The organism is Kitasatospora sp. GAS204B (assembly GCF_029892155.1).
Lineage (GTDB): Bacteria > Actinomycetota > Actinomycetes > Streptomycetales > Streptomycetaceae > Kitasatospora.
The window spans coordinates 24,254-42,773 of sequence record NZ_JARZAG010000033.1 but is presented as its reverse complement, the minus strand read 5'-3'; the positions used below and the strand labels follow the sequence as shown (position 1 = coordinate 42,773).

Below are 18,520 nucleotides of genomic sequence, written 5' to 3'. Positions count from 1 at the left end.
GGAGTCGCCGTGATGATTGACTACCAGTCGGCCCGCACCGACCTGTTCACCAACCCCGACCTGGTCGGACGCGAACGCCGCAGCGCGCTGGCCGAGTTGACGGACCGTTGGCTCGCCGCGCTGCTCGCCGCGGCGGGCGGTGACCGGGGCGGCGTCGCGCTGGTCGCCGTCGGCGGCTACGGGCGCGGCGAACTCTCCCCGCGCAGTGACCTGGACCTGCTGCTGCTGCACGACGGCGGCCCGGTCGGTGAGCTGGCCGAGCGGCTCTGGTACCCGGTCTGGGACAGCGGGGTGGGCCTGGACCACGCGGTGCGCAAGCCCGCCGAGGCGCGCGCGGTGGCCGCCGCCGACCTGAAGGCGCAGCTGGGCCTGCTGGACGCCCGGCACATCGCCGGTGACGCCGAGCTGACCGGCGCGCTGCGCTCGGCGGTGCTGGGCGACTGGCGGGCCAAGGCCGCCGAGCGGCTGCCCGAGCTGCGCGCGCTCTGTCGTGAACGGGCCGAGCGGCACGGCCAGTTGGCCTTCCTGCTGGAGCCCGACCTGAAGGAGGCGGCCGGCGGCCTGCGCGACGTGGTCGCGCTCGACGCGATCGCCGCCTCCTGGCTGGCCGACGCGCCCCGGGAGGGCCTGGACGCCGCCCAGCGCCGGCTCAGCGACGTGCGCGACGCGCTGCACCTGGCCACCGGACGGGCCACCGAGCGGCTCGCGTTGCAGGAACAGGACCGGGTGGCCGGCGCCCTCGGCGTGCTGGACGCGGACACCCTGCTGCGCCAGGTCTACCAGGCGGCCCGGACCGTCTCCTACGCGAGCGACGTGACCTGGCGGGCCGTCGACCGGCTGCTGGCGGCGCGCGGCTCCCGCGGCCGGCGTCCGTTCCGCTTCGGCCTGGGCGGCGCGGGCCGGTCGGGCGGCGCGGACGCGGTGGCCCGCGGCCTGGTGGCCCGCCGGCCGCTGGCCGAGGGCGTGGTCGAGCAGGACGGCGAGGCGGTGCTCGCGCAGGGCGCGCGTCCGGCGGCCGACCCCGTGCTGGCGCTGCGCGCGGCGGCCGCCGCCGCGCAGGCCGGGCTGGTGGTCGGGTACGCCACGGTGCGCCGACTGGCCACCGAGACCAAGCCGCTGCCGGTGCCCTGGCCCGACGAGGCGCGCGAGCAGCTGATCACCCTGCTGGGCGCGGGGGAGGCCTGCCTGCCGGTCTGGGAGGCGCTGGAGGCCGAGGGCCTGATCACCCGGCTGCTGCCGGACTGGGAGCGGGTGCGCTGCCGTCCTCAGCGCAACGCGGTGCACACCTGGACGGTGGACCGGCACTTGGTGGAGACCGCGGTGAAGGCCGCCGCGATGACCCGCCGGGTCTCCCGCCCCGACCTGCTGCTGGTCGCCGCGCTGCTGCACGACCTGGGCAAGGGCTGGCCGGGCGACCACTCGCAGGCCGGTGAGGTGATCGTGCGCGACGTGGCCGCCCGGATGGGCTTCGACCAGGACGACACCGAGACCCTGGCGCTGCTGGTGCGCCACCACCTGACGCTGATCGACACCGCGACCCGGCGCGATCCGAACGATCCGGCCACCGTCGAGATGCTCGCCAAGGTGGTCGGCACCGCCCAGCACCTGGAACTGCTGCACGCGCTGACCGAGGCGGACGCCACCGCGACCGGGCCGGCCGCCTGGAGCAGCTGGCGGGCCTCGCTGGTGACCGGGCTGGTGGAGCGGGTGGCCGTGGTGCTGGCCGGGAGTCCGGTCGCCGAACCGCTCGCCGCGGCCTCCGCCGAGGAGGAGCGGCTCGCGGTGGAGGCGGCCCGGACCGGCGAGCCGTCCCTGACGCTGCGTGCCGTGCTGGTCGAGCCGGCCGTGGGCGCGGCCGGTGAGCCGCCCCGGGAGCCGCTGGGCGAGCCGATGGGCGTGGAACTGGCGCTGGCCATCCCGGACCGTCCCGGCCTGCTCGGCACGGTCGCCGGGGTGCTCGCGCTGAACCGGCTCACCGTCCGCTCGCTCACCCTGCGCGAGCTGGACCCGATCGGTGCGGGACCGGTGCTGCTGTTCGCCTGGCGGGTGGCCGCCGAGTTCGGCGAGCTGCCCGAGGCGACCCGGCTCCGCGCCGACCTGCGCCGGGCCCTGGACGGCTCGCTGGACCCCGGCCGCCGGCTGGCCGAGCGCGACGCGGCGGTGCCCCGTCGCCCGGGGATCAGCACCCCGCCGCCGGTGGTCACGGTGGCCCCCGGCGGCGTCTCGGCCACCGCGACCGTCCTGGAGGTGCGCGCGCACGACGCCCCGGGCCTGCTGCACCGGATCGGCCGGGCACTGGACGCGGCGCGGGTGCGGGTGCGCACCGCGCACGTCAGCACGCTGGGGGCGGACGCGGTGGACGCGTTCTACCTCACCGACACCGCGGGCGAACCGCTCGCCGAGGCGGTGGCCCGCAAGGTGGCCGAGGAGGTGCGGCAGGCCTTGTGCTGACCGGGTGGGACCCAAGCCCGGGGCGGCCGGATACCCTGGTGGGCGACGACCGTACTCATACCGATGCCGCAAGGGACCCGCGACCGACGTGTTCGACACTCTTTCCGACCGCCTCGCAGCGACGTTCAAGAACCTCCGGGGCAAGGGCCGCCTCAGTGAGGCGGACATCGACGCCACCGCCCGGGAGATCCGGATCGCCCTGCTGGAGGCGGATGTCGCGCTGCCGGTGGTGCGGGCCTTCATCAAGCAGGTCAAGGAGCGCGCGCTCGGCTCCGAGGTCTCCGGCGCGCTGAACCCGGCGCAGCAGATCATCAAGATCGTCAACGAGGAGCTCGTCAACATCCTCGGTGGCGAGACCCGCCGACTGCGGTACGCCAAGACCGGCCCCACCGTGATCATGCTGGCCGGTCTGCAGGGTGCCGGTAAGACCACGCTGGCCGGGAAGCTCGGCTTCTGGCTGAAGCAGCAGAAGCACACCCCCCTGCTGGTCGCCTGCGACCTGCAGCGCCCGAACGCGGTCACCCAGCTGAACGTGGTGGCCGACCGGGCCGGCGTCGCCTTCTACGGCCCCGAGCCGGGCAACGGCGTCGGTGACCCGGTCAAGGTGGCCGCCGACGCGATCGAGTACGCCAAGCAGAAGCAGTACGACGTCGTCATCGTCGACACCGCGGGGCGCCTGGGCATCGACGCCGAGCTGATGCGGCAGGCCGCCGACATCCGGGCCGCGGTCAACCCGGACGAGGTCCTGTTCGTCGTCGACGCGATGATCGGCCAGGACGCGGTCACCACCGCGCAGGCCTTCCTCGAGGGCGTCGACTTCACCGGTGTGGTGCTCTCCAAGCTGGACGGCGACGCCCGCGGTGGCGCGGCCCTCTCGGTGGCCCACGTCACCGGCCGGCAGATCATGTTCGCCTCCAACGGCGAGAAGGTCGACGACTTCGACGCCTTCCACCCGGACCGGATGGCCTCGCGCATCCTCGGGATGGGCGACATGCTCTCGCTGATCGAGAAGGCCGAGCAGACCTTCTCGCAGGCCGAGGCCGAGAAGATGGCCGCCAAGCTGCAGGGCGGCGGCAAGGACTTCACGCTCGACGACTTCCTGTCCCAGCTGGAGCAGGTCCAGAAGATGGGCTCGATCTCCAAGCTGCTCGGCATGCTGCCGGGCATGGGCCAGATCCGCGACCAGATCAACAACATCGACGACAAGGACGTCAACCGGGTCGGCGCGATCATCAAGTCGATGACCCCGGCCGAGCGGACCGACCCGAAGATGATCAACGGCTCGCGCCGGCTGCGCATCGCCAAGGGTTCGGGCGTCGGCGTGGGTGAGGTCGGCAACCTGGTCGAGCGTTTCTTCGAGGCGCGCAAGATGATGACCGCGATGGCCTCCGGCAAGGGCATCCCGGGCATGCCGGGGATCCCGGGCATGGGTGGCGGCGGCAAGAAGTCGGGCAAGAAGGCGCCGGCCGCCAAGGGCAAGCGCAAGAGCGGCAACCCGCTCAAGCGGGCCCAGGAGGAGGCGGCCGCCGCCGAGCGCCGGGCGCTGGGCCCGGGCGCGGCGCAGGAGCCGGCCCAGGGCGGTGCGTTCGGGCTCGGCGCGGGCAAGGGGCCGAGCGACTTCGAGCTGCCCAAGGAGTTCAAGGACCTGCTCTGAGCGGGACCTGAGCTCGGGAGTCGAGCAGGACGACTCGAGCTGACGAGTCGAAGGGCCGGTCGTGACGACCGGCCCTTCGCATGCCCGATGATGTTGGGATGAGCCGTGTGACCATTCGCGCCCCCAGGCCCTCCGATGCCGTGCTGTACGCCGCGGCGGTGCGGCGCTCCGCCGAGCACATCGGGCGCTGGAACCCGGTGGAGCCGGATGGGCTGCCGGACCTGTTGCAGCGTCAGGGTCCTGGACTGCGCACCTTTCTGATCGTCGACACGGCCGACGGCGGCCTGGTCGGCAAGTGCAACGTGTCCAACATCGTGATGGGCCGCTACTGCAACGCCGCGCTCGGCTACGACAGTTACCTTCCCTACGCGGGCACCGGGCGGATGACCGAGGGCATGCGGCTGGTGCTGGACGCCTGCTTCGCGGACCAGACCGCCGGCGGGCTCGGGCTGCACCGGCTGGAGATCAACGTGCAGCCGGAGAACAAGCGGTCGATCGCGCTGGCGACTCGACTCGGCTTCCGGCACGAGGGGTTCACCCCGCGGATGCTCTTCCTGGCCGGGGCCTGGCGCGACCACGAGCGGTTCGCGCTGACCGCGGAGGAGTGGCGTCCGGCGGGGTCGCCGGCCTAGGGCCTGTCCGGCGGCGTTGCTGATGGACGGGATTGCGCGGACTCCGGACTGAGACCACGTCAGGTCCGCGGCCACTGCGTCAGGTCCGCCGGCCGATCACGTACCGGAAGGTGTTGGCCAGCCAGACCGTGTCATCCGCCCGGGTGAACGGGTGCAGCGCCTCGGCGACCTCCTTGGCCACCGGAGCGGCGCCCGCATATGCGATCGCCGCGTCGAACCAGCCGGTGGCGAGCAGCCCGCGCACCGCGCTGTCCGGGTCGGGGTAGCCGAACGGGCAGGTCACCGTGGAGCTCGCGACCAGCCGCAGACCGGCGCCGGCCAGCAGAGCCGGCAACTCACCCGGCCCGCTGAGCCCGAACGGGTCGGCGACCTTTCGCGGGCCGCCGCGCCGCCGAGCCACCTCCAGCACCGCGGCGCTCTGGCAGTCCTGCTCGGGCCCGAGGGCGGCCAGCGCCACCAGGCCGCCGAGCGGCACCAGGCGGGCCGCCTCCTGGGCCGCCCGCAGCGGCTGCTCGGCCAGCCGTAGCGGTTCGAAGACGGTGACCGCGTCGTGCGCCGTCCGGGTGGCGGGCGCCCCCGCCGTCACCCACAGCCGGCGCGCCCTGGCCAGCTCGCGCAGTTCCGGATCGGGCTCCAGACCGGCCACCCGCGCCCCCCGCCCGGCCGCCAGCAGCAGTGCGAGCCCCGAACGGCAGCCCAGGTCCAGCAGGCTGACGCCCTGGCCGACGGTCAGCCGCTGGTGCACCGCGTCGTACAGCGGGACCAGCGTGCGCTCCTGGATCTCGGCCCAGTCGCGGGCCCGTGCCGCGGGCGTGGGCTGGATCGCCTGGAGCCGTGCTGCCATGGCCGTGCCGTGCGCTGAAGCCATCTGGTGGCCTCCCATCAGGTCCGGTCGGACGTGCTGCGAATGCTCCCCCACTACTGCTCCCCCCACTGTCGACCCCGACTCAAGCGAAGCGCGGCGCGGGCGCGGCGTCCAGAGGAGCACGCCGGTGCACGCGAGCCCGCTGGGCGTGCGCCCCCCGGCTGCCGGCCGTGCCGTTCCGTCGACCGGCAGCGATTCACACTCGGCCCGCCGGGCACCGTACGATTCGCCCCATGGCAAAGGCTCCCGTTCTCACCCCCCAGGCGGACGACTTCCCGCGCTGGTACCAGGATCTGATCAACAAGGCCGAGCTGGCCGACAACGGTCCGGTGCGCGGCACCATGGTCATCCGACCGTACGGCTACGGGCTGTGGGAGCGGATGCAGCAGGAGATGGACGCGCGGATCAAGAAGGCGGGCGCGCAGAACGCCTACTTCCCGATGTTCATCCCGCAGTCCTACCTCACCAAGGAGGCCGAGCACGTCGAGGGCTTCGCCCCCGAGCTCGCGGTGGTCACCCACGGCGGCGGCAAGGAGCTCGAGGAGCCGGTCGTGGTCCGGCCGACCTCCGAGACGATCATCAACGAGTACTTCTCCAAGTGGGTGCAGAGTCACCGCGACCTGCCGCTGCTGATCAACCAGTGGGCCAACGTGGTCCGTTGGGAGCTGCGCCCGCGCGTCTTCCTGCGCACCACCGAGTTCCTCTGGCAGGAGGGCCACACCGCGCACGCGACCTACGAGGACGCCCGCGCCTACGCCTCGATGATCCACACGGACGTCTACGGCGACTTCATGACCAACGTGCTCGGCATCGACGTGGTGCTCGGCCGCAAGACCGCCAAGGAGCGGTTCGCCGGCGCCATCAACACCCTCACCCTCGAGGGCATGATGGGCGACGGCAAGGCGCTGCAGATGGGCACCAGCCACGAGCTGGGCCAGAACTTCGCCAAGGCCTTCAACACCACCTACCAGCTGCAGGGCGCCGAGCGCGAGTACGTCTGGCAGACCTCCTGGGGCGTCTCGACCCGGATGGTCGGCGGCCTGATCATGTCGCACGGCGACGACAACGGCCTGCGGGTGCCGCCGCGACTGGCCGCCACCCAGGCCGTGGTGCTGGCGATCAAGGGCGACGACGCGGTGATCGCCAAGGTCCGCGAGATCGGTGCCGCCCTGGAGGCGGCCGGCATCCGCACCGTGGTGGACGACCGCACCGACACCCCGTTCGGCCGCCGCGCGGTGGACTGGGAGCTCAAGGGCGTCCCGCTGCGGATCGAGGTCGGCCCGCGCGACCTGGAGGCCGGCACCGCGATGCTGGCCCGTCGCATCCCCGGCGGCAAGGAGCCGGTGGCGATCGACGGCCTGGCCGCGCTGCTGCCCGGCATCCTGGAGGAGGACCAGGCGCTGCTGCTGCGCCAGTCCCGCGAGCGCCGCGAGTCCCGCACGGTGGACGTGAAGACCCTCGACGAGTGCGTCGAGGCCGCGGCCACCGGCTGGGGTCGGATCTCCTGGGCCGAGCTCGGCCCGCAGGGCGAGGCGAAGCTTGCCGAGCAGGGCGTTTCGGTGCGCTGCATCGTCGCCGCGGACGGCTCGGTGCCGGCCGCCGACGATCAGGAAGGCAATGTCGCGATCGTCGCGCGGGCGTACTGAATGGGTTATCCCCTCACTGATTGAGTAACCAGTAGGTGACGACGCCTCGTCTACTGGCCGGTCAACTCCCAGTGCGGGCGAACTAGCGGTACGGTGAACGGCCCGTGGCCCTGTCAAAATCTCGTCAGGGCCCGGGCCGAAACAACGCGGCGCGGCGCTCCGCCGTGCCCGGGAATCGGGCGACCCGGCGACGAACGGCGGGTGCGGACACCGAGGGGGTTGGTCTTGCGTCAGAATTCGAACGCTCAACACGGGCATTGTCTCGCCCAGCTGAGAGTTCTCCGGGAATTCCCGGTGAGCGCTCAAGAATGGAACGTCGGAACCCACTCCCTCGTTGGCATAGCGTGAGCACGACACAGCCCCTCGTCCTCGCGGCCGAACTGGCCGCCGCCTGGAGCGACATCCAGGCCTACCATCGCGACCTGCCCGATCTCGCCTCGCCCGAGGCGCTGATCGGCGAGTCGTCCTCGGCCTGCGGCACCCAGCTCGGCTTCGAGCGGCTGCTGCACGAGGCCGCCCACGGTCTGGCCGCCGCCCGCGACATCCGGGACACCTCCCGGGCCGGGCGCTACCACAACCGTCGATTCCTGCTGCTCGCCTCGGAGTTGGGGTTGGCGCACCCGGTGGAGCCGCACGCCAGTAGCGGCTTCTCGCAGGTGACCATGCTCGCCGAGACCCAGGAGCGGTACGCCGCGACCATCGAGCGGCTGGAGGGCGCCCTCGGCGCCCACCAGCAGGCGGTGGCCGGGACTCCCGACGGCGGAGTGCTGCGCGCGTTCCGTGGTCCGGCGGCCCGGCACGGCTCCTCGGGCGGCGGCGTCCGGGTCAAGGCCGTCTGCGGCTGCGGTCGCAACGTCCGGGTGGTGCCGTCGGTGCTGGCCCAGGCCTCGATCGTCTGCGGCGCCTGCCAGCAGCCGTTCAAGATCACCTGAGTGCGCCGCTCCCCTGACCGGATCCGCCCCGGTCGGGGGAGCCGCGCCCGGTGTGGCACAATCGATAGCTGATACCCGGCAGCCAACAGGAACCCTCTCGCCTACGGCTGGCGTGTCATTCGAACGGCCGACCCCCGCAACCCCACGCGGTGGTGCGGTCGCTCACCCACGTCAACTCCAGGAGAATCCACTCCCGTGGCAGTCAAGATCAAGCTCAAGCGTCTCGGCAAGATTCGCTCCCCGCACTACCGCATCGTCGTCGCCGACTCGCGCACCAAGCGTGACGGTCGTGCGATCGAGGAGATCGGCATCTACCAGCCGACCTACAACCCCTCGAAGATCGAGGTCGACACCGACCGCGCCCAGTACTGGCTGTCCGTCGGCGCCCAGCCGACCGAGCCGGTGCTCGCCATCCTCAAGCTGACCGGTGACTGGCAGAAGTTCAAGGGCCTGCCCGCCCCGGCCCCGCTGCTCGTCGCCGAGCCCAAGGTCGAGGACTTCTCGCACCTGTTCGCGAAGGCCGTCGCCGGCTTCGAGGACGCCACCACCGGTGTCGCCATCACCCCGAAGGCCAAGAAGTCGGACAAGGCCGAGGCTGACGCCGACGCCGCTTCCACCGAGGCCTGAGCGTGATCGAGGACGCCCTCGATCACCTGGTGAAGGGCATTGTCGAGCACCCCGAGGATGTCCAGGTGCGCTCGCGCAACCTGCGCCGGGGTAACAGCATCGAGGTGCGGGTGCACCCTGATGACCTCGGCAAGGTGATCGGCCGTGGCGGTCGCACCGCACGTGCGCTGCGCACTGTGGTGGGCGCGCTCGGCGGTCGCAACGTCCGGGTCGACCTGGTCGACGTGGACAACATCCACTGACGACCACCGTCGTCTTCTGATCCGGCCGGGACGCGTCATGCGTCCCGGCCGGATCTGTTTCTTCTCAGGCAACACCGTCTCGGTACCAGTACTCAGGAGTGCACCGTGCAGCTCGTCGTCGGCCGGATCGGCCGTGCCCACGGCATCAGGGGGGACGTCTTCGTCGAGGTTCGCACCGACGAGCCGGAGCTGCGGCTCGGGCCCGGCGCGGTGCTGCTCACCGACCCCGCCGCCGTCGGGCCGCTGACCGTCGAGTCCGGCAAGGTGCACAGCGGCCGGCTGCTGATCCGCTTCGAGGGCGTCAAGGACCGCACCGCCGCCGAGGCGCTGCGCAACACCATGCTGATCGCCGAGGTCGACCCGGAGGAGCGGCCGGAGGAAGAGGACGAGTACTACGACCACCAGCTGATCGGCCTGGACGTGGTGCTGCTCGACGGCACCCCGGTCGGCGAGCTGACCGAGGTGGTCCACCTGCCCTACCAGGACCTGCTGACCGTCACCAAGGCCGACGGCACCGAGGTGCTGGTCCCGTTCGTCGAGAGGATCGTGCCGACCATCGACCTGGAGAACCAGCGCTGCGTCATCGACCCCCCGCGCGGGCTGATCGACGACGGTGAGGCCGAGGTCGACGGCGGACCGGAGAGCGAGCGATGAGCGACGGTCAGGGGATGCGGCTCGACGTCGTCACGATCTTCCCCGAGTACCTGGAGCCGCTGAACGTCTCGCTGGTCGGCAAGGCCCGCGCCCGCGGCCAGCTCGACGTGCACCTGCACGACCTGCGGTCCTGGACCCACGACGTGCACCGCACGGTGGACGACACCCCGTACGGCGGCGGCCCCGGCATGGTGATGAAGCCCGAGCCGTGGGGCGAGGCGCTGGACGCGGTGCTCGCGGCCGGACCCGAGGGGGAGGTGCCGACGCTGGTGGTGCCCACCCCGAGCGGGGTGCCGTTCACCCAGCAGCTCGCCCAGGAGCTGGCCGGGCGCCCGTGGCTGGCGTTCGCGCCGGCCCGGTACGAGGGCATCGACCGCCGGGTGATCGAGGAGGCCGCCACCCGGATGCCGGTGGTCGAGGCCTCGATCGGTGACTACGTGCTGGCCGGCGGCGAGGTCGCGGTGCTGGTGATGGTCGAGGCGATCGCCCGACTGCTGCCCGGCGTGCTCGGCAACGCCGAGTCGCACCGGGACGACTCCTTCGCCCCCGGCGCGATGGCCGACCTGCTGGAGGGCCCGGTCTACACCAAGCCCGCCCAGTGGCGCGGCCGGGAGGTGCCCGAGGTCCTGCTCAGCGGCAACCACGGCAAGATCGCCCGCTGGCGGCGCGAGCAGGCCTTCGCCCGCACCCTGGCCAACCGGCCCGACCTGGTGGGGCGCTGGCGGCCCGAGGATTTCGACAAGAAGGAGCGCGAGGCGCTCAGCGTGCTCGGCCTCGGCTGGGACGAGCGGCAGGGCCGATTTCTTCAGGCCGCCGAAGCTGTGGAAGAATAGGCGGCTGTTGTCTGTCGCCGGGACTCCGTCAGGTGGTCCGGTGGTCCGGTGCCCTCGCCACGGGGGGATCATCGAGGGCCGAAGCGACCCGCAACGCACCCCATTGTGACGATTTTTCCGTGGGCGGCCCGTGGCGCCTGCGATGGAGAGCATCATGAGCAACAAGCTCGCTGCCGTCGACGCGCCTTCGCTGCGCACCGACATCCCGGCCTTCCGCGCCGGTGACACCCTGAAGGTCCACGTCCGGGTCATCGAGGGCAACCGCTCTCGTATCCAGATCTTCCAGGGCGTCGTGATCCGCCGCCACGGTGCGGGCATCGGTGAGACCTTCACCGTCCGCAAGGTGAGCTTCAACGTCGGCGTGGAGCGCACCTTCCCGGTGCACACCCCGGTCGTCGAGAAGATCGAGGTCCTCACCCGCGGTGACGTCCGTCGCGCCAAGCTGTACTACCTCCGTGACCTGCGCGGCAAGGCCGCGAAGATCAAGGAGAAGCGCGACCGCTGAGTCGCCGCCCCGGGCTCGCCCGGGGGGTGCGGCACGCTCAGGGTTGGCCGCTAAGCTCAGCCCGATGAGCACGCATGAACCGATCGCGGACCGCGACGGCACCTCGGCACCTGCGGGTGCGGGGGCGCCGTCGCGGTCCGCGGCCGTTTCGGCGCCGGCCGCCGGCACCGAGGAGGCCACGGTCGAAGGTGCCGCGGTCGAAGATGCTGCCGTCGAGACCGATACCGTCGAGACCGATGCCGTCGAGGCTGATGTCGCCGCGGAGCTGCCGCCTCGCTGGAGCCTGGGCTACCTGGCCAAGCTCGGTGCCGTCTGCGTGCTGGTGCTGCTGCTGGTCAACATCTTCGTCGCGCAGCCCTTCGTGGTCCCCTCCGGTTCGATGGAGAACACGCTGCGCCCCGGCGACCGGCTGGTGGTGGACAAGCTCGCCTACCAGTTCGGCGGCACCGTCGAGCGCGGCGACGTGGTGGTCTTCGACGGCACCGACTCCTTCGTGCCGGGCGGCGACAACGCGATCGGCCTGGGCACCGAGCTGCGCAAGTTCGGCGCCGCGCTGGGCCTGGCGGGCTCGGACGGCTCGATCTTCGTCAAGCGGGTGATCGGGGTCGGCGGCGACCGGGTGACCTACCGGCCCGGCGACCGGGCGCTGACCGTCAACGGCGTGCCGCTGGCCGAGTCGGACTACCTCCACCCTGGTGACACGCCCTCCGACGTGGGCTTCGACGTCCAGGTGCCGCCCGGCGAGCTCTTCGTGCTGGGCGACCACCGCAGCGCCTCCAGCGACTCCCGGGACCACCTCGGCGACCCCGGGGGCGGCTTCGTCCCGGTCGCCAAGGTGATCGGCCGGGCCGACTGGGTGGTCTTCCCGGTCGGGCACTGGTCCGCGCTGGACACCCCGGCCGGCTTCGCGGCGATCGCCGCGGCAGCGAGGGGCGGTGGCCATGGGGGCACGCGGTAGGGCGGCGGAACCGGCGCAGGCCGAGACCGCCGAGGAGGCCGGGACGCCGTCGCCCGCCGCTCGCGGCCGCGCCCAGCGCCGCCGCACCGCGCGGCGGGCCGCCCGCAAGGGCCGGCGCTCGCTGCTGCGCGAGGTGCCGGTGATCGCGGTGGTCGCGCTGCTGATCGCGCTGACGCTCAAGACCTTCTTCGTGCAGGTCTTCGTGATCCCCTCCGGCTCGATGGAGCAGACCATCCAGATCGGCGACCGGGTGCTGGTCGACAAGCTCACCCCCTGGTTCGGCAGCACGCCGCAGCGCGGCGACGTGGTGGTCTTCAAGGACCCGGGCGGCTGGCTGGAGAACAGTCCCGGCGCCGGCAGCGACGGGCCGATCACCCGGGGCGTCAAGGACGCCTTCAGCTTCGTCGGGCTGCTGCCCTCGTCCAACGAGCAGGACCTGATCAAGCGGGTGATCGGGGTCGGCGGCGACACCGTGGTCTGCTGCGACAACAGCGGCCGGATCACGGTCGACGGCAGCCCGATCGACGAGCCCTACCTCGCACCCGGCAACCCGCCCTCGCGGATGCCGTTCCACGTCACGGTGCCCAAGGGGCGCCTGTGGGTGATGGGGGACCACCGCGACCTGTCGGCCGACTCGCGCTACCACATGGACGGGCAGTGGCAGGGCACCGTGCCGGTCTCGAACGTGATCGGCCGCGCCTTCCTGATCGGCTGGCCGCTGAACCGCCTGCACTGGCTCTCCCAGCCGACCTACGGCACCCCGGCGGCCCTGGGCGCACCGACGGCCGGACAATCCCCGGGTGCCGGCCCGGATCCCTTGGAACCCTCACTCGTTATGGGGATGTTGGGCGTATCGCCTGCCGTGCTGCGACGTCGGCTCGGGGCGTTCACCGGTGGCTCACCGGCTGCGCGGCGGCGCTGGCGGGCGGCTCGCCGGTCGGCGGGCGCGGACTGACGGTCCGTCCGGTCCATCGGGCCGCCGTGTGGGAAGACCCGGGTGGACCACTCGGGGTGATAGAGAAGTGCAGACGTTCCCCGGCGCGGCCGTGGGGACGGTTCCGAAGGCTGTGCTGGTGTCCGGCCGTCCGACGACGGACGGCCGGACCCGGGTTCACGGTCGGTCACAGGCGTGGTGCCGGCTGTGCGGCACTGGTGAGCGCGGACGACAGTCGTCCGCACAGCAGGGAGGAGATGTCGTGGGGGATCTGGTGATCGGCGCCCGCGGGGCCGGCGAGCCTGAGGGTTCCGGCGGCCGCACGGCCCAGTCCACCGAATCCGGACAGCCATCCGAGCCCACCGACGGCCCTGGCGGGCCCGGCGGCGGCCACGGTGAGGGCGAGCTGCCCGACAACGGCGCGCCCGGGCAGTCCGGAGCAGGCCGGCCGCCGGTGCCGGACGAGGTGGACGACGTGCCGGAGAAGCCCGGTGGTGGCGAGCGCAAGCAGCGCTCGTTCTGGAAGGAACTGCCGATCCTGATCGGTATCGCGCTGGTCCTGGCGCTGGTCATCAAGACCTTCTTCGTCCAGGCCTTCTCGATCCCCTCCGCGTCGATGGAGCAGACCCTGCAGATCGGCGACCGGGTGCTGGTCGACAAGCTGACCCCGTGGTTCGGCGCCAAGCCGGACCGCGGCGACGTGGTGGTCTTCCACGACCCGGGCGGCTGGCTGGGCGACGGCGAGACCGCCCAGCAGAGTTCCAACTCGGTGGTCCGGGGCGTCCAGGACGTGCTCAGCTTCATCGGCCTGATGCCGGCGGCCAACGAGAAGGACCTGATCAAGCGCGTGATCGGGGTCGCAGGTGACACCGTGGAGTGCCAGGGCAACGGGCCGCTCAAGGTCAACGGGGTCGCGCTGAACGAGCCGTACGTCTACACGCCCGGCATGGTGCCCCCCAACCCGTGCGGCGGCACGCCGTTCGGGCCGGTCAAGGTGCCGGCGAACGCGATCTGGGTGATGGGCGACCACCGCAACGACTCGCTCGACTCGCGCTTCCACCAGGACCAGCCGCCGACCAAGAGCGAGCCGGGCGGCGGCTTCGTCTCGGTGAACGACGTGGTCGGGCGGGCCTTCGTGGTGGCCTGGCCGGTGAACCACTGGGCCACCCTGCCGGTGCCCTCCACCTTCGACCAGAAGGGCATCTCGGCCGAGGGCCTGGTGCCGCCGGCCCTCGGTGTGGTGGGGACCATGCCGGTGGCCCTGTGGCTGCGGCGCAAGCGTCGCGACTAGGCCCTGTCCGCCCGGCAAGATCGGCCGGACAGGACCTAGCCGCTCCGCCGGCCGCTCGGCCCTTGTTCCTCCCTGCTCGGCTCTTGCGCGGGCCGTGGTACCGACGAGTAATCTGCTCGGACGTGCCACGGCCCGCCGCCGTGTCCGGTCCCTCGTACCCAGGACGGTCCCGATGAGCAGGCTCGCCGAAGAAACCCCCGGTCCGGCCGGCTCCGCCGCCGCGTCCACCGGCCCGGCCCGGCCCGCCCGGCGGCGCCCGGAGATCGGCGCGGTGCTGCAGGGGGTGGCCCTGGTTCTGGGCCTCGGGCTGCTGCTGGGCGGCTTCGGGATGATCGCGCTGGACTACCGTCCGTACGCGGTGCCCACCAGTTCGATGGCCCCCACCATCGCGGCCGGCGACACCGTGCTGGCCCGCACGGTGGACGGCAACCGGATCGGGCGCGGCGACATCGTGGTCTTCCACGACCCGACCTGGGGCAACGCGACCATGGTCAAGCGCGTGGTGGGGGTCGGTGGCGACACGGTGGCCTGCTGCGACGCGCAGCACCGCTTCACCGTCAACGGCGTCCCGCTCGACGAGTCCTACCTGGCGCCCGGCGGCCCGCCGAGCGCGGCGTTCAGCGCGAAGGTCCCGGCCGGGCGGCTCTTCCTGCTCGGTGACAACCGCACCGGCTCGCTGGACTCCCGCACGCACCTGGACGACCTGGCGGGGACGGTGGCCACCTCGCAGGTGCAGGCGCGGGTGGAAGCGACCGTCTGGCCCTTCGGACACTCCGGTCTGTGGGGGCGTACGGTGGCCTTCGACGCGCTGGGCGGCCCGACGGCCAGCCGGCCCGGGCCGCTGGTGCCGCTGGCGTGGGCGATGGCGGCGGGCGCGGTGATCATCGTGCTGACCTCGCTGACCGGCCCGGTGGCCACGCTGGTCCGGCGGATCCGCGGGGCGGGGCGCTCGTAGCCGTCAGGTCGGGCTGGTCGGCAGGGCAGGGGGTTCGGATGGCAGCGCGGGAACCGGTGCGACGGCGGGAGGCCGCCCGGGTACTGCTGCTCGATGCGGCGGACCGGGTGCTGCTCTTCCACGGCTTCGACCCCGCCGAGCCGGCGCGCACCTGGTGGTTCACGCCCGGCGGCGGGCTGGAGCCGGGGGAGGACGGCCGGACGGCGGCGCTGCGCGAGCTGGCCGAGGAGACCGGGCTGGCCGGGGTCGAACTGGGCCCGGTGGTGGCCGTCGACCTGGCGGAGTTCAGTTACGACGGCGAGCGGTACGAGCAGCGCCAGTCCTTCCACCTGGCCCGCCTGCCCCGCACCCCCGACGCTCCACCGGCCGCCCTGGACAGCTCCGGGAGCGCGCCGGACGAGCGCGAGCAGTTGCGCGAGGCGCGCTGGTGGACGGTGGCGGAGCTGTGCCGGACGGCCGAGCAGGTCTACCCCGAGCGCCTGGCCGAGCTGCTGGAGCTGCTGTTGCGGCAGGGCCCGCCCATCGAGCCGGTCCGCCTCTGAGTGCGGGTGCCGTGGTCCACAATGGGGAAGGACTCGACGACCTGAGGGGACGCCTGAATGAGCGCGGAAGATCTCGAGAAATACGAGACCGAGATGGAGCTCAAGCTCTACCGGGAGTACAAGGACGTCGTCGGCCTCTTCAAGTACGTGATCGAGACCGAGCGCCGGTTCTACCTCACCAATGACTACGAGCTGCAGGTGCACTCGGTGCAGGGGGAGGTGTTCTTCGAGGTCTCGATGGCCGACGCCTGGGTCTGGGACATGTACCGGCCGGCCAGATTCGTCCGCAAGGTGCGGGTGCTGACCTTCAAGGACGTGAACATCGAGGAGCTCGCGAAGAGCGACCTCGAGCTGCCCTCGGACGACGCCGGCTTCGGGAGCTGAGCGTCGCGGGTGCGGATGTCGGGGTGCGGATGTCGGGGTGGGGATGTCGCGGTTGGGGATGTCACGGGTGGGACGTCCAGGCTGAACGTTTCATCGGATGATCTCCATGCGGCCGCGCCCAACTGAGCGACCGCACCTGTCCACACCCTCGGGGTTCTCCACAGCCTGACGACACCCCGTGGCCGGCTCGGCCGCCCGGCGGCAACCTCCGTAATCGGAGGTGATCGCCAATGCAGAACGCGAACACGGCCCTTGGCCGCTATGGCGAGGAGGTGGCCGCCCGCCGCCTCGCGGAGGACGGCCTGCGGGTCCTGGAGCGCAACTGGCGCTGCCCGGAGGGCGAGCTCGACATCATCCTGCTGGACGACGACACGATCGCCGTCTGCGAGGTCAAGACCCGCTCCGAGCACAGTTTCCAGCAGCCCGAGGAGGCCCTCGGCCCGGCCAAGGTCGACCGGCTGCGCCGACTCGCCGAGCGCTGGCTGGTCGAACGGTGGCCGGAGCACTTCGCCCGGTTCGCCTGGGCGCTGCCGCCGACATCGGCGACGTCCGCGCCGCCCGCAACCCCGTCGCCGGCCGCCGGGACCACCGCACAACCGATCGTGCCGGTGCTACCCGTCGGCGAGGTGCCGTTGCCGCCCGGCGGTGTGCGGATCGACCTGGTCTCGGTGGTCAGCCGGGCCCGCGGTGCCGCGCGGATCGAGCACCTGCGGGGAGTGGTCTGAGATGGCCTTCGCCCGTACCTGCTCGGTGGCCCTGCTCGGGGTGGACGGCGTGGTGGTCGAGGTCCAGGCCGACCTCGAGCCGGGCGTCGCCGCCTTCACCCTCGTCGGCTTGCCCGACAAAGCGCTCAGCGAGGCGCGCGACCGGGTCCGCGCCGCCATCTCCAACTCCGGCGAGCGGTGGCCGCAGCGCAAGCTCACCGTGGGGCTCAGTCCCGCCTCGGTGCCCAAGAGCGGCAGCGGCTTCGATCTCGCGGTGGCCTGCGCCGTACTGGCCGCCGCCGAGCGGCTGCCCCCGCCCGCTATCGCCGACCTGCTGATCATCGGCGAACTGGGGCTGGACGGCCGGGTCCGGCCGGTGCGCGGCGTGCTGCCCTCGGTGCTGGCCGCCGCCGACGCCGGCTACCGCCAGGTGGTGGTGGCCGAGCAGACCGCGGCCGAGGCCGCGCTGGTCCCCGGGGTCTCGGTGCTCGGGGTGCGCAGCCTGCGGCAGCTGATCGCGCTGCTCACCGACGAGCCGGTGCCGGACGAACCGCCGGACGCCGTGGCGGGCGCCCCCGACCCGTTGATGTCCGGACTGATGCTGCCCGGCACCGCCGTGCGCCGCACCACCGCCGACTCCGAGTACGGGCCCGACCTGGGCGACGTCGCCGGGCAGGAGGAGGCCCGCCGGGCGCTGGAGATCGCGGCCGCGGGGGCTCACCACCTCTACCTGAAGGGGCCGCCCGGCGCCGGCAAGACGATGCTCGCCGAGCGGCTGCCCGGCCTGCTCCCACCCCTGACCAGGGCCGAGGCGCTGGAGGTCACCGCCGTCCACTCGGTGGCCGGGCTGCTGCCGCCGGGCCGCCCGCTGATCGACCTGCCGCCCTACTGCGCGCCACACCACTCGACCACGATGCCCGCCATCATCGGCGGCGGCAGCGGGCTGCCCCGACCGGGCGCGGTCTCCCTCTCGCACCGAGGCGTGCTCTTCCTGGACGAGGCACCGGAGTTCCCGGTCCGGGTGCTCGACGCACTGCGCCAGCCGCTGGAGTCGGGCGAGGTGATCATCGCCCGCTCGGCCGGTTCGCTGCGACTGCCGGCCAACTTCCTGCTCTGCCTCGCGGCCAATCCGTGCCCCTGCGGGCGCCACTCGCGCCGGGGCGAGGGGTGCGACTGCACGCCGACCATGGTGAGCAGGTATCAGGCACGGCTCTCCGGACCGCTGCTGGACCGGGTGGATCTGCGGGTCCAGGTCGACCCGGTGACCCGGACCGAACTGCTGGGGCGCGAGCGGTCGGCCGAGCGCACCCGGGTGGTGGCCGAGCGGGTGCGGGCCGCGCGGGAGCGGGCGGCGGCCCGCCTCACCGGGACGCCGTGGCGCACCAACGCCCAGGTGCCCGGGCGGGAGCTGCGGACCCGTTGGCGGCCGGCGGAGGGTTCGCTGGCGGAGGCCGAACGGGAGATGGAGCGCGGGCTGCTCACGGCGCGCGGGTTGGACCGTGTGCTGCGAGTCGCCTGGACCGTGGCGGACCTGGCGGGCCATGACGCCCCGGGGGCCGTCGAAGTGCGCACCGCGCTCGCGCTGCGGCGCGGTTTTCCGGGCGGCGTCCGCTCGCTCGGCGGGGAGTCAGGAGGTCGGCTGTGAGGCGATCGGCGGATGACGTGCCGTGGGACGGCCCATCGCTGGACGGCCGACCGCCCGATGCCGTCC

19 protein-coding genes are annotated in these 18,520 nt (G+C 72.7%); 18 read left to right on the top strand and 1 reads right to left on the bottom strand.

Going from position 1 to position 18,520, the window contains the following annotated elements:
- Positions 1-12 precede the first annotated feature (12 nt).
- The 3 genes from P3T41_RS32230 to P3T41_RS32220 all read left to right on the top strand — a co-directional run bounded on the left by P3T41_RS32230 (position 13) and on the right by P3T41_RS32220 (position 4,737).
- Positions 13-2,451, top strand: a complete 2,439-nt coding sequence (locus P3T41_RS32230; RefSeq protein WP_348533713.1) for a [protein-PII] uridylyltransferase — start codon at positions 13-15, stop codon at positions 2,449-2,451.
- 88 nt (positions 2,452-2,539) lie between these two features.
- Entirely contained in the window at positions 2,540-4,105 is a 1,566-nt protein-coding gene (gene ffh / locus P3T41_RS32225; protein WP_280694129.1) for a signal recognition particle protein, read from the top strand.
- Between the two features lie 98 nt (positions 4,106-4,203).
- On the top strand, positions 4,204-4,737 hold the full coding sequence (locus P3T41_RS32220) for a GNAT family protein (RefSeq protein WP_280694128.1): 534 nt from the start codon (positions 4,204-4,206) through the stop codon (positions 4,735-4,737).
- Positions 4,738-4,816: 79 nt separating this feature from the next.
- Here the strand turns inward: P3T41_RS32220 and P3T41_RS32215 are convergent, their stop codons facing one another.
- Positions 4,817-5,605, bottom strand: coding sequence for a methyltransferase domain-containing protein (locus P3T41_RS32215; protein ID WP_280694127.1), 789 nt, complete (start codon positions 5,603-5,605; stop codon positions 4,817-4,819).
- 230 nt (positions 5,606-5,835) lie between these two features.
- Here P3T41_RS32215 and proS point away from each other — a divergent pair, with 230 nt between their 5' ends.
- The 15 genes from proS to P3T41_RS32140 all read left to right on the top strand — a co-directional run bounded on the left by proS (position 5,836) and on the right by P3T41_RS32140 (position 18,454).
- The gene (proS, locus tag P3T41_RS32210) at positions 5,836-7,248 is read left to right on the top strand and encodes a proline--tRNA ligase (RefSeq protein WP_280694126.1); all 1,413 of its coding nucleotides are present in this window, start codon (positions 5,836-5,838) and stop codon (positions 7,246-7,248) included.
- A gap of 344 nt (positions 7,249-7,592) precedes the next feature.
- On the top strand, positions 7,593-8,180 hold the full coding sequence (locus P3T41_RS32205; protein WP_280694125.1) for a hypothetical protein: 588 nt from the start codon (positions 7,593-7,595) through the stop codon (positions 8,178-8,180).
- 195 nt (positions 8,181-8,375) lie between these two features.
- Positions 8,376-8,807, top strand: a complete 432-nt coding sequence (gene rpsP, locus P3T41_RS32200; RefSeq protein WP_184935375.1) for a 30S ribosomal protein S16 — start codon at positions 8,376-8,378, stop codon at positions 8,805-8,807.
- 2 nt (positions 8,808-8,809) lie between these two features.
- On the top strand, positions 8,810-9,049 hold the full coding sequence (locus P3T41_RS32195; RefSeq protein WP_280694124.1) for an RNA-binding protein: 240 nt from the start codon (positions 8,810-8,812) through the stop codon (positions 9,047-9,049).
- A gap of 105 nt (positions 9,050-9,154) precedes the next feature.
- The gene (rimM, locus tag P3T41_RS32190; protein WP_280694123.1) at positions 9,155-9,703 is read left to right on the top strand and encodes a ribosome maturation factor RimM; all 549 of its coding nucleotides are present in this window, start codon (positions 9,155-9,157) and stop codon (positions 9,701-9,703) included.
- A 14-nt stretch (positions 9,704-9,717) separates the two neighbouring features.
- The gene (gene trmD, locus P3T41_RS32185; protein WP_280694163.1) at positions 9,718-10,536 is read left to right on the top strand and encodes a tRNA (guanosine(37)-N1)-methyltransferase TrmD; all 819 of its coding nucleotides are present in this window, start codon (positions 9,718-9,720) and stop codon (positions 10,534-10,536) included.
- A 154-nt stretch (positions 10,537-10,690) separates the two neighbouring features.
- Complete coding sequence (gene rplS / locus P3T41_RS32180; protein WP_280694122.1) at positions 10,691-11,041, top strand: 50S ribosomal protein L19; 351 nt, start codon at positions 10,691-10,693, stop codon at positions 11,039-11,041.
- A gap of 64 nt (positions 11,042-11,105) precedes the next feature.
- Complete coding sequence (lepB, locus tag P3T41_RS32175) at positions 11,106-11,999, top strand: signal peptidase I (protein ID WP_280694121.1); 894 nt, start codon at positions 11,106-11,108, stop codon at positions 11,997-11,999.
- Positions 11,983-12,954: a signal peptidase I gene (lepB, locus tag P3T41_RS32170; protein WP_280694120.1), complete on the top strand. Its 972-nt coding sequence runs from the start codon at positions 11,983-11,985 to the stop codon at positions 12,952-12,954. The genes lepB (P3T41_RS32175) and lepB (P3T41_RS32170) overlap by 17 nt, the downstream gene beginning before the upstream one ends.
- Before the next feature lie 241 nt (positions 12,955-13,195).
- A complete protein-coding gene (gene lepB, locus P3T41_RS32165) occupies positions 13,196-14,224 on the top strand; it encodes a signal peptidase I (protein WP_280694119.1) in 1,029 nt (342 codons plus the stop codon).
- A 172-nt stretch (positions 14,225-14,396) separates the two neighbouring features.
- On the top strand, positions 14,397-15,179 hold the full coding sequence (gene lepB / locus P3T41_RS32160) for a signal peptidase I (protein WP_280694118.1): 783 nt from the start codon (positions 14,397-14,399) through the stop codon (positions 15,177-15,179).
- A gap of 38 nt (positions 15,180-15,217) precedes the next feature.
- Complete coding sequence (locus P3T41_RS32155; protein WP_280694117.1) at positions 15,218-15,721, top strand: NUDIX domain-containing protein; 504 nt, start codon at positions 15,218-15,220, stop codon at positions 15,719-15,721.
- Positions 15,722-15,778: 57 nt separating this feature from the next.
- Complete coding sequence (locus tag P3T41_RS32150; protein WP_101382377.1) at positions 15,779-16,105, top strand: DUF2469 domain-containing protein; 327 nt, start codon at positions 15,779-15,781, stop codon at positions 16,103-16,105.
- Between the two features lie 230 nt (positions 16,106-16,335).
- Positions 16,336-16,830, top strand: a complete 495-nt coding sequence (locus P3T41_RS32145; protein ID WP_280694116.1) for a YraN family protein — start codon at positions 16,336-16,338, stop codon at positions 16,828-16,830.
- A gap of 1 nt (position 16,831) precedes the next feature.
- Positions 16,832-18,454 (top strand): YifB family Mg chelatase-like AAA ATPase, encoded by a 1,623-nt coding sequence (locus P3T41_RS32140; RefSeq protein ID WP_280694115.1) that lies wholly within the window; start codon positions 16,832-16,834, stop codon positions 18,452-18,454.
- Positions 18,455-18,520: the final 66 nt, after the last annotated feature.